At 40.2% G+C, this 14,382-nt stretch carries 18 protein-coding genes and 1 tRNA gene; 16 read left to right on the top strand and 3 right to left on the bottom strand.

The window, feature by feature from the left end; genetic code table 11:
* Positions 1–52 precede the first annotated feature (52 nt).
* On the bottom strand, positions 53–1,936 hold the full coding sequence (locus I6E78_RS00155) for a propionyl-CoA synthetase (protein ID WP_197181767.1): 1,884 nt from the start codon (positions 1,934–1,936) through the stop codon (positions 53–55).
* A gap of 363 nt (positions 1,937–2,299) precedes the next feature.
* On the opposite strand from I6E78_RS00155, the gene rpsF reads away from it, so the two are divergent.
* The 9 genes from rpsF to alr all read left to right on the top strand — a co-directional run bounded on the left by rpsF (position 2,300) and on the right by alr (position 8,503).
* Positions 2,300–2,641 (top strand): 30S ribosomal protein S6, encoded by a 342-nt coding sequence (rpsF, locus tag I6E78_RS00150; protein ID WP_011329092.1) that lies wholly within the window; start codon positions 2,300–2,302, stop codon positions 2,639–2,641.
* A gap of 44 nt (positions 2,642–2,685) precedes the next feature.
* Positions 2,686–3,003, top strand: a complete 318-nt coding sequence (gene priB / locus I6E78_RS00145) for a primosomal replication protein N (protein ID WP_041454555.1) — start codon at positions 2,686–2,688, stop codon at positions 3,001–3,003.
* 12 nt (positions 3,004–3,015) lie between these two features.
* Positions 3,016–3,243 carry a 30S ribosomal protein S18 gene (gene rpsR / locus I6E78_RS00140; RefSeq protein ID WP_002962753.1) on the top strand — a complete coding sequence of 76 codons (228 nt, stop codon included), beginning with the start codon at positions 3,016–3,018 and terminating at the stop codon, positions 3,241–3,243.
* Positions 3,244–3,279: 36 nt separating this feature from the next.
* Positions 3,280–3,732, top strand: a complete 453-nt coding sequence (gene rplI / locus I6E78_RS00135; RefSeq protein WP_011329089.1) for a 50S ribosomal protein L9 — start codon at positions 3,280–3,282, stop codon at positions 3,730–3,732.
* A gap of 229 nt (positions 3,733–3,961) precedes the next feature.
* Positions 3,962–4,510, top strand: a complete 549-nt coding sequence (locus tag I6E78_RS00130) for an RNA polymerase sigma factor (RefSeq protein ID WP_197181766.1) — start codon at positions 3,962–3,964, stop codon at positions 4,508–4,510.
* Positions 4,497–4,982 carry a hypothetical protein gene (locus I6E78_RS00125; protein WP_089368705.1) on the top strand — a complete coding sequence of 162 codons (486 nt, stop codon included), beginning with the start codon at positions 4,497–4,499 and terminating at the stop codon, positions 4,980–4,982. The genes I6E78_RS00130 and I6E78_RS00125 overlap by 14 nt, the downstream gene beginning before the upstream one ends.
* 9 nt (positions 4,983–4,991) lie before the next feature.
* A complete protein-coding gene (locus I6E78_RS00120; protein ID WP_197107635.1) occupies positions 4,992–5,930 on the top strand; it encodes a DUF4097 family beta strand repeat-containing protein in 939 nt (312 codons plus the stop codon).
* Between the two features lie 114 nt (positions 5,931–6,044).
* Complete coding sequence (gene dnaB / locus I6E78_RS00115; RefSeq protein WP_041454554.1) at positions 6,045–7,424, top strand: replicative DNA helicase; 1,380 nt, start codon at positions 6,045–6,047, stop codon at positions 7,422–7,424.
* Positions 7,424–8,503, top strand: a complete 1,080-nt coding sequence (alr, locus tag I6E78_RS00110; RefSeq protein WP_086997797.1) for an alanine racemase — start codon at positions 7,424–7,426, stop codon at positions 8,501–8,503. Before dnaB ends, alr begins: the two co-directional genes overlap by 1 nt.
* A gap of 13 nt (positions 8,504–8,516) precedes the next feature.
* On the opposite strand, the gene I6E78_RS00105 is transcribed toward alr, so the two are convergent.
* Entirely contained in the window at positions 8,517–8,756 is a 240-nt protein-coding gene (locus tag I6E78_RS00105) for a DUF2960 domain-containing protein (protein WP_011329083.1), read from the bottom strand.
* Between the two features lie 94 nt (positions 8,757–8,850).
* Between I6E78_RS00105 and I6E78_RS00100 the strand changes: the two genes are divergently transcribed.
* The 6 genes from I6E78_RS00100 to I6E78_RS00075 all read left to right on the top strand — a co-directional run bounded on the left by I6E78_RS00100 (position 8,851) and on the right by I6E78_RS00075 (position 12,465).
* Positions 8,851–9,102 (top strand): hypothetical protein, encoded by a 252-nt coding sequence (locus I6E78_RS00100; protein WP_011329082.1) that lies wholly within the window; start codon positions 8,851–8,853, stop codon positions 9,100–9,102.
* Positions 9,103–9,143: 41 nt separating this feature from the next.
* Complete coding sequence (gene pnuC, locus I6E78_RS00095) at positions 9,144–9,767, top strand: nicotinamide riboside transporter PnuC (protein ID WP_041454551.1); 624 nt, start codon at positions 9,144–9,146, stop codon at positions 9,765–9,767.
* 7 nt (positions 9,768–9,774) lie between these two features.
* Positions 9,775–10,581 (top strand): phosphotransferase, encoded by an 807-nt coding sequence (locus I6E78_RS00090; RefSeq protein WP_197181765.1) that lies wholly within the window; start codon positions 9,775–9,777, stop codon positions 10,579–10,581.
* 210 nt (positions 10,582–10,791) lie between these two features.
* Positions 10,792–10,866 (top strand) — tRNA-Arg (locus tag I6E78_RS00085).
* A 59-nt stretch (positions 10,867–10,925) separates the two neighbouring features.
* On the top strand, positions 10,926–11,147 hold the full coding sequence (locus I6E78_RS00080) for a Rho-binding antiterminator (RefSeq protein WP_197181764.1): 222 nt from the start codon (positions 10,926–10,928) through the stop codon (positions 11,145–11,147).
* Between the two features lie 103 nt (positions 11,148–11,250).
* Complete coding sequence (locus I6E78_RS00075) at positions 11,251–12,465, top strand: HD-GYP domain-containing protein (RefSeq protein ID WP_197181763.1); 1,215 nt, start codon at positions 11,251–11,253, stop codon at positions 12,463–12,465.
* Here the strand turns inward: I6E78_RS00075 and I6E78_RS00070 are convergent.
* Positions 12,425–12,748 carry a hypothetical protein gene (locus I6E78_RS00070; protein WP_041454548.1) on the bottom strand — a complete coding sequence of 108 codons (324 nt, stop codon included), beginning with the start codon at positions 12,746–12,748 and terminating at the stop codon, positions 12,425–12,427. The genes I6E78_RS00075 and I6E78_RS00070 overlap by 41 nt on opposite strands.
* 283 nt (positions 12,749–13,031) lie before the next feature.
* On the opposite strand from I6E78_RS00070, the gene I6E78_RS00065 reads away from it, so the two are divergent.
* Complete coding sequence (locus tag I6E78_RS00065) at positions 13,032–14,276, top strand: outer membrane protein transport protein (RefSeq protein ID WP_011329076.1); 1,245 nt, start codon at positions 13,032–13,034, stop codon at positions 14,274–14,276.
* Positions 14,277–14,382 lie beyond the last annotated feature (106 nt).

Here is a 14,382-nt window from a genome sequence, read left to right as displayed (position 1 = left end):
TAAAGTCTATCTTCACTCGGTGCTGATAGACTTTAACTATAAACAGTTCGTTTTATTTTTCAGCAAGTTGTTCACTTAACTCGGCAAAAATACTGGGGTCGTCAATAGTCGATGGAATTTGCAGTTCTTCGCCATCAATAAGCTGGCGTAAGTTTTTGCGTAAAATTTTCCCTGAGCGTGTTTTAGGTAAGCGCTCAACACACATAATATTTTTTAAACACGCGATAGCACCAATTTGGTTACGTACAGATTGCACAAGCTGTTGTTGTACTTCTTGGTGAGAGCCGGTAAAACCGTCTTTCAGTACTATCATCGCCATTGGGTTTTGCCCTTTAAGCGCATCGTTTACACCAAATACAGCACATTCTGCAACCGCAGGGTGGGCGGCAACAATTTCTTCCATTTCGCCGGTAGATAGCCTGTGGCCAGCAACGTTAATTACATCATCGGTACGACCCATAATAAATAAGTAGCCGTCTTCGTCTATGTAGCCACCGTCTCCCGACAGGTAATAGCCTTCATATTCGCTCAGGTAACCTTGTTTATAGCGCTCGGTATTTTGCCAAATTGTAGACAAGCAACCCGGCGGTAAGGGCAGTTTTATTACTACTGCGCCACTTTCGTTAGGGGCACATTCTTCGCCTTCCATATTTAAAATACGTACGTCAAAGCCCGGTGTAGGAACGGTTGAACTACCTGCTTTGGTTTCTAAGTGTTCAATGCCAATAGGGTTGCAAGCAATAGCCCAGCCGGTTTCTGTTTGCCACCAATGATCGAGCACAGGTAGGCCGGTTTTTTCTTTTAACCAACCGTAAGTAGCGGCATCAAGGCGCTCACCGGCTAAAAATAACCGTTTTAAGCTAGATGTATCATATTTTTTAAAACCCTCAGCTTCAGGGTCTTCTTTTTTAATTGCTCTAAATGCTGTAGGCGCGCTAAACAAGGCTGTTACCTTATGCTCCTCTACTACTCGCCAAAATGCACTGGCATCTGGGGTGCGCACTGGTTTGCCTTCGTAAAGTACAGTTGCACAACGATACATTAACGGCGCATATACTATGTATGAGTGACCCACCACCCAGCCAATATCAGACGCAGCCCAAAAAACTTCGCCAGGCTCCATACCATATACGTTTTTCATGCTGTAATTAAGGGCAACAGCATGGCCGCCATTTTCACGTACTACACCTTTAGGTAATCCTGTGGTGCCTGAGGTATATAAAATATATAGCGGATCACTACCACTTACAGGTACAGGGTCAACAGCTTGTGCTGTTTGCATAGCCTTTGCCCAATCAATATCTTGGTCACTATTGAGTGTTGCAGTTGCTTGTTCGCGTTGATAAATTACGCAGTGATCAACTTTATGTGTGGCGCGCTTAATGGCATCATCTAATAAGGGTTTGTATTGAATAATATTACTTACTTCTACACCACAAGAAGCACTTAATACTAATTTAGGTTTAGCATCATCAATACGCACCGCTAATTCATGAGCTGCAAAGCCACCAAAAACCACAGAGTGCACTGCACCTAAACGAGCACAAGCTAGCATGCCAATCACGGCTTGTGGGATCATGGGCATGTAAATAACCACACGGTCGCCTTTTTGCACACCTAGCGATTGCATTACACCGGCAAACTTAGCCACTTCTTGTTGTAGCTGTGAATAATTATAAGTTTGTTTAGTATTGGTAACAGGAGAGTCGTAAATAAGCGCAGTTTGCTCGCCAAAGCCGGCTTCAACATGTTGGTCAAGTGCTAAGTAGCTAGTATTAAGCTGGCCATCATCAAACCAATGGTATAAGTCATCGCTGTCTTGTGTATAGGCATTTTGGGGTGTTTTATACCAAGGAATGCACTTACTTTGTGCTAACCAAAATTCAGCTGGGTTTTGTTTGAAGGCGTTATAGTGCTGTTTATATTGACCTGACATAAATGATCCTAAAACTAAAAAAGAGTGTGAGAGACATTAAAAACTAAGCGTTTTTGCTTAATTATTATATTAGACCTTGGTCGGCTAAAAGCTGAGCAAGGTGGTTGTTTTTTAGTTTGTTTTGCAAGGCCTAATTACGACTTAATACATAGCAAGCTAATTGAAATTGTTATGTTTTTATAAAAATCGTCAATTAAACTCTATTTGTACGGCTTTTTCTTTATTTTCGATAGAAAACTGGCTTGCTTAATTATCAAACTAAGCGTAAAATGCGCGCTCATTTCGGCTTTTAAACTATTAATTCCTTGCCTTAAACCGACCGGCCGAAACGGTAGAAGGCTCTATTAACCGTAAGGAATATCCATGCGTCATTACGAAATCGTATTCATGGTTCACCCTGATCAGAGTGAGCAAGTAACTGGTATGATCGAACGCTATACTGGTTCTATCACTGAAGCTGGTGGTGTTATCCACCGTCTTGAAGACTGGGGCCGTCGTCAACTGGCTTACCCAATCAACAAGCTTCATAAAGCTCATTATGTTCTTATGAACGTTGAAGCACCAACTGAAGTAATCAGCGAGCTAGAAACTACTTTCCGCTACAACGATGCAGTGCTTCGTAACTTAGTTATGCGTACTAAAAACGCGGTAACTGAAGCGTCTCCTCTTGTAAGAGAAGAGAAGAAAGAAGCACCAGCTGCTTAATTGTTTTGAGTCCTAGCATGGCGTTTAACTGGTGATGAATATAAATGGTTAGCCCTTTTATGAATCAACTGGTTTTATCTGGGGTAGTTTGTAAAACTCCCAAGTTAAGCCAAAGTCCTGCTGGTATACCGCATTGTATTTTTGTTATTGAACATAAGTCAATGCAAACAGAAGCAGATCTTAACCGTAATAGTTACGTTCGGCTTCAAGTGGTTGCCAGTGGAAAGCAAATGCAACAACAGACTCAACATTTGCACGTTGGGCAGGCATTGCAAGTGAGTGGTTTTTTAAATCGCCACGAAGGTCGTAACGGCCTTAGCCAATTGGTTTTGCATGCTCAGCATATCGAAAGAATTATTTGAGGAATTAATCTCATGGCACGTTATTTCAGACGTCGTAAGTTTTGCCGCTTTAAAGCGGAAGGCGTACAACAAATCGATTACAAAGATCTAGCTACTCTTAGAAACTATGTTACAGAAAGTGGCAAAATCGTACCTAGCCGTATCACAGGTACTAGCGCTAAATACCAGCGCCAGCTAGCAACTGCTATTAAGCGTGCTCGCTACTTAGCCCTTCTTCCATACACTGACTTACATAAGTAAGCAGCGGATTAACACGTTTTTAAAAGGTGTAGAAACATGCAAGTTATTCTACTAGATAAGATCGCTAACCTAGGTGGCCTAGGTGACCAGGTTGTTGTTAAATCTGGCTTCGCACGTAACTTCCTTTTCCCGCAAGGTAAGGCAGTTCCTGCAACTAAAGCAAACATTGAAACATTTGATGCTCGTCGCGCAGAACTTGAAGCGAAAATCGCTGATCAGTTAGTTGCTGCACAAGCACGCGCTGACAAACTTGAAGCATTAGCAGAAGTTACATTAGTATCTAAAGCTGGTGACGAAGGTAAATTATTTGGTTCAATCGGTACTCGTGACATCGCTGACGCTATCTCAGCTGTTGGTGTTGAAGTTGCTAAGTCTGAAGTTCGTCTACCTCTAGGTACTATCCGTGAGACTGGCGAATTTGACGTATCAATCGCAGTACATTCAGAAGTAACGGCTACTATTAAAGTAATCGTTATTGCTGAAGCTTAATTTTTAATTAAGCAAAAAAAGCCGTGCTATTTAGCGCGGCTTTTTTGTGCCTAAAATTTAGCTAGCTGTAGATCTAAAAACACGCTTAATAAAACCTCTTCTAAATAATCTTTCCTTTTTGCAATTATTTTTTCATTTCATTTAAACCTTTTCAAACTGTCATTACGTCTAACTTATCAATACACTTAAATGCTAACCCAGTAATTATAATTTAAAGGCGACATTACGGATGTTACACGTTAAACCCGAACAGTCGCAATTGTGCGAAGCAGCACTCATTAAGCGTGTTAAGTCGGGGGATCAAGCTGCATACACACTACTTTATGAACTACACATAAAACGAGTATACGGGATATGTTTACGTTTATTAGCTGATCAGTCGCATGCAGAGGATGCGGCCCAAGAAGTGTTTGTACAGGTGTGGCACAAAGTAGCGCAGTTTGATGGGCGCTCGCAGTTCTCTACTTGGCTTTACAGCGTAGCGAGTAATGTTGCTATTAATTACTTACGCAAACAAAAAAATTGGCTGCAAAAAGTGGTGAGTATTGAGCACAGCGGTATGGATGAGCAATCAGTTAACGACTGTAAAGGTTTAAATGGCCTAGATAAATTAATAGTAAGGCTTCCAGAGCGAGCACGTATGGTATTTGTGCTGTTTGCCATTGAAGGCTACAGACACGAGGAAATAGCCGAGCAACTAGGTATGGCTGTTGGCTCAAGTAAGTCGCAATATCATCGTGCTAGGCTGTTATTACAAGAGTGGTATGAAAATGAGTAAAGAAAATTTTGATGACTACTTAAACGAGTCACTCAATACACTTGATAAAGACATAACGCCACGCAAAAATTTATGGCCAGGGATTGAGCGAGCGATTATTAATGCTGAACGCTCTACACAAAAACACACTACTATTTGGCCAAAGTTAACGGCAGTAGCTGCATGCAGTGTTGCGGTTTTAATTGCAGTAAACATCGTTTTTATAACGCCTGAGCCAAAGCCTGCCGTGGCGATAAGTGATTACTTTTTAGCGCAAAAAAACAGTTTGTTAGTTGCGTATAAAAATCAAGACGCACTTACCAGCAATTGGCAAGTGCAATTGCAAGAACTCGAAGAAGCAGAGTTAGCCATAAAGCAGGTTCTTGAAAACGAACCACAAAACCAAGCGCTATTAACTATGTTAGCGCAAATATATCAACAACAACTTGATTTGATTAATAAGGTGCACGCACCTCGTTGGCAGCATATTTAGGAGCATAACATGAAAGCGATTTTACTAGGGTTGAGCTTATTTCCACTGGCGGTATTAGCGGGTGAAAAAATAGATAAGCAAATAGAGGTAGCCAATGGCGGCACTATTTATATTGAAAACCAACGTGGTGATATAAACATAACGGGCTGGGATAAAAGCGAATTTAAAGTGTCGGGCGAACTTGATGACAAAGCCGATGGCTATGAGCTTAAAACCAGTGGTGATAAAACCCAGTTTATTGTAAACATGCCACGTAATACGGATTGGGGTAACAGTGGTGATGGTTCAAAGTTAACTATATTTATGCCCAGAAGTAGTGCGCTTGAGTTTGCTGGTGTGAATGTATCTGTCAGTGCAAAAGAGCTACAAAACAGTGCAGAAATAGATGTGGTTAATGGTGAGATAAGCGCAAGTAATTTAGCGGGTAATATTAAACTTACCAGTGTTAATGGCGATGTAAAGGCGCAGAACTTAAGTGGTAATATTGCATTTGAAACCGTAAATGGCGAAATTAACGATAAAAACTCAAGCGGGAAGTTGCGCTTTAGCGCCGTAAATGGCGATGTTAAATCAAACTCAACGGCAAGCGATGTTCGCCTTGAAAACGTAAATGGTGATATAGACTTTACTTTGTCGAGCATTAAAAACTTACGAATTAATACCGTTAATGGTGAGGCCGAAGTGCATATTAAAGAGCTGTTAAAGGGCGCAGATGTTCGTTTTGAATCGGTAAGTGGCGATGGTGAATTTTACTTTGCGGCAGACGTATCGGCTAAGTTTGAAATTGAAGCGCATGCGAATGGCAAAATAATTAATAAAGTGACTAGCGATAAAGTCAGTAAAGCTAAATATGGCCCAGCCAGTAGTTTAAAATTTAGTATTAATGGCGGTAATGCTAACGTTGAAATGAATACAATTAGCGGGCGACTCGAACTTCATACTAAATAACATTCGCTACTGGCTATGATTACAAAAAGCAGGAAAAGATTTCCTGCTTTTCTATTTGCACAGCCCCTGCAAGTAGATAGAATAGGCACCATTGTATTTTAGTACTGTGAAGTCATGGCCAAACGAGATAAGCAAGTCGATACCCTTAAAGTTCCTCCCCATTCAATAGAAGCAGAACAATCTGTTTTAGGTGGCTTAATGCTTGATAACCAAGCATTTGACCGCGTAGCAGAGCTTGTTGTATCACAGGATTTTTATACCCGCACGCATAAGCTTATTTTTGAAGCGATGACAACGCTTGCTGAAATTGGCGATCCGATCGATTTAATTACTATTTCAGAGAGCCTAGAAAAAAATAATAAATTAGCAGGAATTGGTGGTTTTGCTTATTTAGCTGAAATAGCCAAAAACACCCCAAGTGCTGCTAATATTGACGCTTACGCAAGTATTGTGCGCGAACGTGCTGTGGTACGTGAAATGATTGGTGTAGCAAATGAAATTGCCGAAGCAGGTTTTAATACCGAAGGGCGCACCAGCCACGATTTGCTCGACTTTGCTGAGAGTAAAGTATTTAAAATTGCTGAGCAACGTACAAAAAACAATGAAGGCCCGCAAAGCATTCATAGCATACTTGAAAAAACAGTTGATAAAATAGAAGAGCTTTATCAATCACCGCAAGACGGTGTAACAGGTGTGAGTACCGGCTATGCCGACCTTGATAAAATGACCACAGGTTTGCAACCATCTGACTTAATTATAGTTGCGGCACGTCCATCTATGGGTAAAACCACTTTTGCGATGAACCTTGCAGAACATGCTGCAATGACCCAAGACAAGCCGGTATTAATTTACTCACTAGAGATGCCCTCAGAACAAATTATGATGAGGATGTTGGCGTCTCTTGGGCGTATTAACCAAACTAAAGTGCGTACTGGTCAGTTAGATGATGACGATTGGGCACGACTTTCATCAACCATGGGTTTGTTGATGGAAAAAGGAAAAATGTACGTTGATGATGCCTCGGGCTTAACACCTACTGATGTACGCTCTCGTGCACGACGTATTGCCCGCGATCATGGTGGTATTAGTATGATTATGGTCGATTACTTGCAATTAATGCGAGTACCTAGCCTTGCTGATAACCGAACGCTTGAAATTGCCGAAATTTCACGTTCACTTAAAGCATTAGCAAAAGAGCTAAAATGTCCGGTTGTTGCGCTTTCGCAGCTTAACCGTACGCTTGAGCAACGTGCCGATAAACGTCCAATTAACTCAGATTTACGTGAGTCGGGCTCTATTGAGCAAGATGCCGATTTAATCATGTTTATTTATCGTGATGAAGTGTACAACGAAGACAGTACCGATAAAGGTATTGCCGAAATAATCATAGGTAAGCAACGTAACGGTCCTATTGGTAAAGTACGTTTAACCTTCCAAGGTCAATTTTCTCGCTTTGATAATTATGCGGGGCCAGCAGTAGATGACGATTATTAATGCGCCTAGCTATAGCCGAAATTAACTTAACAGCACTTGCGCATAATCTTGCGCAAGTTAAGAGCTTTGCGCCTAATAGCAAAGTAATGGCAGTGCTAAAAGCCAATGCCTACGGGCATGGCTTAGTAACCATAGCGCAGCACTTAAACGATGCCGATGCATTTGCTGTGGCACGTATAGATGAAGCGCTGGCACTGCGTGCTGGCGGTTTAACTAAGCCAATTGTATTGTTAGAAGGCTTTTTTGATGAAGCCGATTTACCCATTTTATTAGCTAATAATTTTCAAACCATTATTCATGACGAAAACCAATTAGCGGCACTGGAAAATGCGCAGCTTGAGGCTCCTATAAACTGCTGGTTAAAAATAAATACCGGCATGCATCGATTAGGTATTGCACCAGATCAATTTGATGAGTTTTATAATCGCTTACAAAAAACAGCCAATGCGAATAATACGGTTAATTTAATGACCCATTTTTCGTGCGCGGATGATGTTGATAGCAGTAAAACAATGCAACAAATAGCATTGTTTAATCGCTTGGCAGAAAACGTTGAGCAGGCACATTGTTTATCAAATTCTGCCGGTATTTTAGCTTGGCCAAGTGGCCACGGTGATTGGGTACGCCCAGGGTTAATGCTTTATGGTGTATCGCCTATGGCAAATACCACAGGTAAAACGTATCAATTAGAGCCGGTTATGCGCTTAACCACAAAAGTAATTGCAGTGCGTAATGTAGCTGCCCATGAAGCGGTGGGTTACAGCGGGCGTTGGCAAAGTGATAAGCCGACCCAGTTAGCGGTTGTTGCTATGGGGTATGGTGATGGTTATCCGCGCCATGCGAGGGCGGGCACTCCGGTAATAATAAATAAGCAGCGTTATGGTATTGTAGGTAGCGTAGCTATGGATATGATCACCTTAGATATAGGCAATAATACACATAATATTAAAGTAGGTGACGAGGTAACTATGTGGGGGCCTGAGCTACCAGTAGAAGAAATAGCCCAGTGCGCCGATACTATACCTTACGAGTTATTGTGTAATATTACACCAAGGGTAAGCTATCAGTATCAGCGTTAAACTGTTGGTACTATTACTCTTTTATAAAGTAAATATCGCTAAAGCCCATACGGGCAAACTCTTGGTCGCGAAAATTACGCACCGACGCTGAGCCTTTCGAAGTCATTTCGATTTGCTGTACCATAGATAAATAATTAGTAAGATCGATACCCTCAGCGGCGGCAATTGCCTGATACATGTCGTGGTATTTATCTTTAGCGAAATTAATTTCGCGCGGTTGGTTTTTAAATGTATAGGTTATTCTGCGTGCCATATTAAGCTCATTTCGATTGCGAATTAGGGTGATTTTACACTGTATTGAATCACCATTGAATGATTTTTTAAAATGAAATAATAAAGAGATAAAAATGAAATTAACAGTAGAGATCAGCAAATACCCACTTCATCAAGACTATATCCCGTTTATAAAAGGCTTTATAGATCGCTTAAACGAGTACGATAATTTAAAAGTAATTACTAATACCTTATCAACGCAAATTTTTGGTGATTACGATTTAGTAATGCAAGTGTTAAGTACCGAAATTAAACGCTCGTATGAAGAGTTTGGTAAAGCTATTTTTGTCTGTAAATTTCTATCTGGCGATTTGTCTCCACAATAACGGCTAATATGCATATTAGTAGTAACACGGAACCACACAATATGGATTTTTTAACACAAACCTTAAGCGGTTTTACAGCAATGTCGCATTGGGAGTATATTGCAGTGGGGCTGTCTATGGCTTATTTATTATTAGCAATAAAAGAGAGTTTATGGTGTTGGCCAGCCGCATTTTTTAGCACCCTTATTTATACTATTATGTATTGGAATGGCGCGTTATTAATGGAGTCGTTACTGCATTTTTATTATATGTATATGGCGGTGTTTGGTTGGCTAGTATGGCGTAAAGGCAAAACTAACAACGATAGTTTAAGTATTACCTCATGGTCAATGAATCGTCATATAATATTGATAATAGTGACCAGCATAGTTGCTCTTGCCATTGGTTACTTTATGAAAAATTACACCCATGCAGACTTTGCTTACCTTGATAGCTTTACAACCTGTTTTGCGGTAGTTACTACTTATTTAGTGGCAAAAAAAGTACTCGAAAATTGGCTGTATTGGATTGTAATAGATGCCGCGTCTATGTATTTATATTACGAAAAAGGCTACTACCCAACGCTCGCGCTCTTTATTTTTTACACCATAGTGGCTGCGTGGGGGTTTAAAACTTGGTACGAAGAGTACGAGCAAAAACAAGCTAAACCTATAGCGCAGTTATAAGACATTCATGCAGTCAATTAGCGATATTATCAACGGGTTTAATGCACAATTAACACTACTTAGTAGTGAGCGATTACATAGTGGTTTAAGCAATGACAACTTTTTAGTGCGCGCTGCGCTAAATAATCAACAGTATGCTTATTTATTAAAAAGTTACCGCGATCACTGGCCTACATTAGGCTTAGCTGCACAAGCTCGATTTGCACAGCTGCAATTGTGCCCTAAACCACTTTGGTTAGACAAAGCTAACAGGCTCGCTATTTTTGAATACATAGAAGGCGACACAGCCCAAAGCAATTATACCCCTGAGCTAATTAAAAAGTTGGTTAGTTTACATTGTCATAATGTGGTTAGCGAGGCGATGAATATAAAGCAAGAGCTGGATTTTTATCAACATACAGCGTTATATCAACAATATAGCCAAACTGTAGGTGTGGCGGTAGCAGAAATAGAAAAGCTACCACGTGATGAAGGCTTTTGTCATAATGACTTAGTAAAAGAAAACATCATAGAGAACCCGCAAGGCATGTTTTTAATCGATTTTGAGTACGCCAAAACCAACGACGTTTACTTTGATTTAGCCGCAATAGCTGTAAGTTTTGAACTAGACAGGGAGGGTAAGCAACAGTTACTTAAAACCTATCAACAGCAGTTACCGCTTTCGCAACGCTTTTACTGCTCTATTAATAAGCTAGAGTATTATCAAGTAGTGTTTTTAGTACTGTGTGTTTGCTGGTATAGCGATCGCTCAATAAATGAAAAAGTGATGCCTCTGTGCGCGCAATTAGACGCATTAATAGCGCTGCAACATTAACTTATCTCTTAAGTGGCTAATTTAAGCTAGTAGCCCACCTGGTTTTTAGCAACAAATAGCTGATTTACCAGCTACCACTAAGTCTTTTATTTAAAAGCGTTTAAATAATAAGCATATGAACGAATGGCGCTAGCATTTACCTTTAGATGTCTTTATCATTACGCATGCCAAAGCATTGATATCGCGAGTTGATGTGGCGGCAACAAATGTGCTCTCGTGGTGAAATGGATATCACGTGGCCCTCCGGAGGCTGAGTTGTAGGTTCGATCCCTACCGAGAGCGCCATTTGCATTCCTCTAATACACTTGCTAACTTTTAGTATTATCCTTTAAAAAATATTCAACATGACTTATCTACCAATTAAATGTGGCGACTACGATCAGCTTGAGCTTTATTGCATGCGTGCAAATAAAGTGGCTATCACATTAGATACCCAAACCTTAGTGGGTGTTGCTAAAACCTTAGAAAATATTAAAGGCGAAGGCGAGTTTTTGGTGCTGCAAGAGCCAACAAACAAAATAATAAAAATACGGCTAGATAAAATTAAAACGATTTCACTCGTTTAGTTTGTAGCTATTTATTACTAGTAAAAACTTTAAAAGTAGACATTTAAGGTTGAAAAGTGCTATTTAAGAGACACGCCTTATAATTGTAGAACCTCCCGCACTTATGCTTATCACTTTACCTATATCTGAGCTTGTCCCTGGCATGTTTGTTGACAATGTTACCAAGCAGCATGAAAACATTAGTAGTATAAAAATCAAAACCAGTGGACTAGTGCGAGATAAGTCAATAATTAAGCGTTTAGTAACAGAAGGGGTGCTAGAGCTACTCATTGATTTTACTAAAAGTGATGTTGAGATACCCGCCAAATACAAACCGAAAAATAAAGCTAAAGTAGCTAGCAGCCAAGAAAAGCCAGCTAAAGCTGCTCTCGCTATATCGGTAGAGCAAGAGTTTGCAAAAGCGAGCGTAAGCTATGAGCAGCATAATCGTAAAATACAGGCTTTATACGGTGACTTAACAGCAGGGCTTGCGCTTAATGTAAATGTGTTGGATGAAATTGCCGGTGAAATAGTGGCATCGGTATTTAGAAACCCCAATGCAATGACCATTCTTACCCGCCTTAAAGACAAACACAGCTATAATTGGCGTCATATGATCAACTGCGCCATTTTTGCAGCAGTATTTGCTAAATACTTAGGCTATGAAGAGTCTACTGTGCAGCAGCTTGCAATGGGGGCATTGCTGCATGACTTAGGTCAGGCAAAAGTGCCGCAGGGTATATTATCAAAGCAGACTAAAGTCACTAATAATGAGTTTGCAGCAATAAAAAAACATGTTGTACAAAGTTTAGGTTTAGTTAAAGGCGAAAAAGGGATCACACCGTTAATGCTTGATATGATAGTGAATCATCATGAGCGATTAGATGGTTCGGGTTATCCGCGAGGCCTTAATGCAGAGAAATTAAGTCGCCCTGCACGTATAATGGCTATTGTAGATGTGTATGACGCGATAACAGCAGATAGGCCTCACCAAGTCGGTGACGAGCCAATAAACGCACTGCGTTATTTGCTCGCTAACAAACAACTGTTTGACGCTGAATTAGTACAACACTTTATTAAATGTTTGGGTGTGCATCCGGTAGGTACTATTGTAAAGCTGACCAATGAACGTTTAGCACTGGTACTTGAGGGCAATAACCTTAATCCCATTAAACCTAAAGTTAAACTATTTTATAATGCGAAGCATGGCCACCATGTTACGCCAAAAGATATTGATTTGAGCGACCTGAGCCAAGAGCTTAAAATTATTGCCAGTGTTAAGCCCCTTGATTATCAGATTAACTTGTCTCGTTTATTAAAAGAGCACTTACTTTTATAGCGTTAGTACATTTGCGTTTTTGGCTTTGTTTAGCCGAAATAAACGCACCTAAAAAGCAACTTGCCATTAATATTAACCACAATAAAGTACCAAGCTCTACATGCAGCGCTAAACAGCAAAATGTTAGCGAGATTAATGCACAAGTAATAGCCGCCAACCAAAAGTGATTAACTGGATTGTCACATTGCCCAGCACGAGTACACGCACAATAGTTTGCTTTATAAAAACAAAATACACTTGCGCCACAAAAAATAAGCCCAGTCAAAATAAGTAAAATGCTCACCGTTTTCTCTCATCATCGTTTTATAGAGAGTGTAGATTGCAGCGCATTTCAAGTCAATTCAAATGAGAATCAATTACAATTAGAGCTTGTGCTCTAATAGCACACTTCTAGTCCGATGAGTTTTAATAAGTTGTTAAATGGTCGTTAAAAAACGTGTTTTTTACTGTTTTTTGACGTGTTTGTAGAGTTTTTTATAAAAAATTAATGTAGTGTGATCAGGTTTGAAATCCTAATAACAACACACATAGCTACCCAAACAATAAGTTTGGTTAAGGAAACAACAATGAAATTTACTAAAACTCTAATCGCAGCGTCGCTGGTACTTGTTTCAGCAGATAGTTTTGCTGCAGCATTTCAGTTATCTGAGCAAAATGCCTCAGGACTCGGTCGTGCCTATGCAGGTGAAGCTTCAATCGCAGACGATGCGTCTGTAGTAGCTCGTAACCCAGCATTAATGTCACTATTTAAAGAAAAACAAATATCAGTGGCGGGTATTGCTGTACTTCCTGATGTAAGCTTAAAAGGCACTGATACAAATAACGGTTTAGATCCAAGCGTGCTAAATAATGACAGCATCGCTCCTAATGCAATTGTACCTGCGGGTTACTTTACCATGCCAGTTAACGATAAAGTGTCAGTTGGCTTTGGTGCATTTTCTAACTTTGGCTTAGCCACAGAATTTAATGGTGACTATGCTGCAGGCCAAATAGCTGGTGAAACAGAAATTGTAACAGTTAACTTCAATGCCAGCGTTGCTTATAAAGTAACAGAGCAATTTAGTTTTGGTATTGGCTTAAACTATATTTATGCAGATGCAACGATAATTCGAAAAGTGGGTGCGAACCCTAATATTCCAGCTTCAACTGATGCGGTTCACTTAGAAGGTGACGATACTGGTTTAGGTTTAAATTTAGGCTTAATGTATCAACTTGATGAAAACAGCCGCTTTGGTTTTAACTACCGCAGCGAAACCGATATTACTTTTGAGGGGACTTTCTCAAGCGCAGCTAAATTATTACCTGAAATGCCAGGTTCTGTTGAAATTACACTACCAGCTATTGCTGAATTTTCTGGTTCTCATCAGTTAGATGAAAAGCTTGGTTTACACTACAGTGTAATGTGGACAGGTTGGAGCAGCTTTGACAAGTTAGAAGCAAAAGTAAACGGACCAGCAGGTGAGTTTACAGGATTTGAGAAAGAAGAAAATTTCTCAGATTCTATGCGCTACGCAATAGGTTCTGATTACCAGTACAGTGAAAACCTATTATTACGTGCCGGTGTTGCGTTTGATGAGTCACCAGCGGATAAAAACCATATGTCGATTTCTATCCCAGATACAGACCGCTTTTGGTTCTCGTTTGGTGGTAACTACGCAATTGATCAACATTCAGACTTTGATTTAGGTGTGAGTGTACTACGTGGTAAAACACAAAACTTCACTGAAAAAGATAATTCACAGCAAGAATGGTCTTTTGAATCAAAAGGTCATGCATTGCTAGTTGGTGCTCAGTACAACTATAAGTTTTAATGCTTGCCTAGAGCCTAGAGCCTAGAGCCTAGAGCCTAGAGCCTAGAGTCAAAAAAAGCCGCGCTATGTAATTACATAGCGCGGCTTTTTAATGCCTATATAAATG

The organism is Pseudoalteromonas sp. NZS127 (assembly GCF_015864805.1).
GTDB lineage: Bacteria > Pseudomonadota > Gammaproteobacteria > Enterobacterales > Alteromonadaceae > Pseudoalteromonas > Pseudoalteromonas nigrifaciens.
This window is presented reverse-complemented; position numbering and strand designations above follow the sequence as displayed.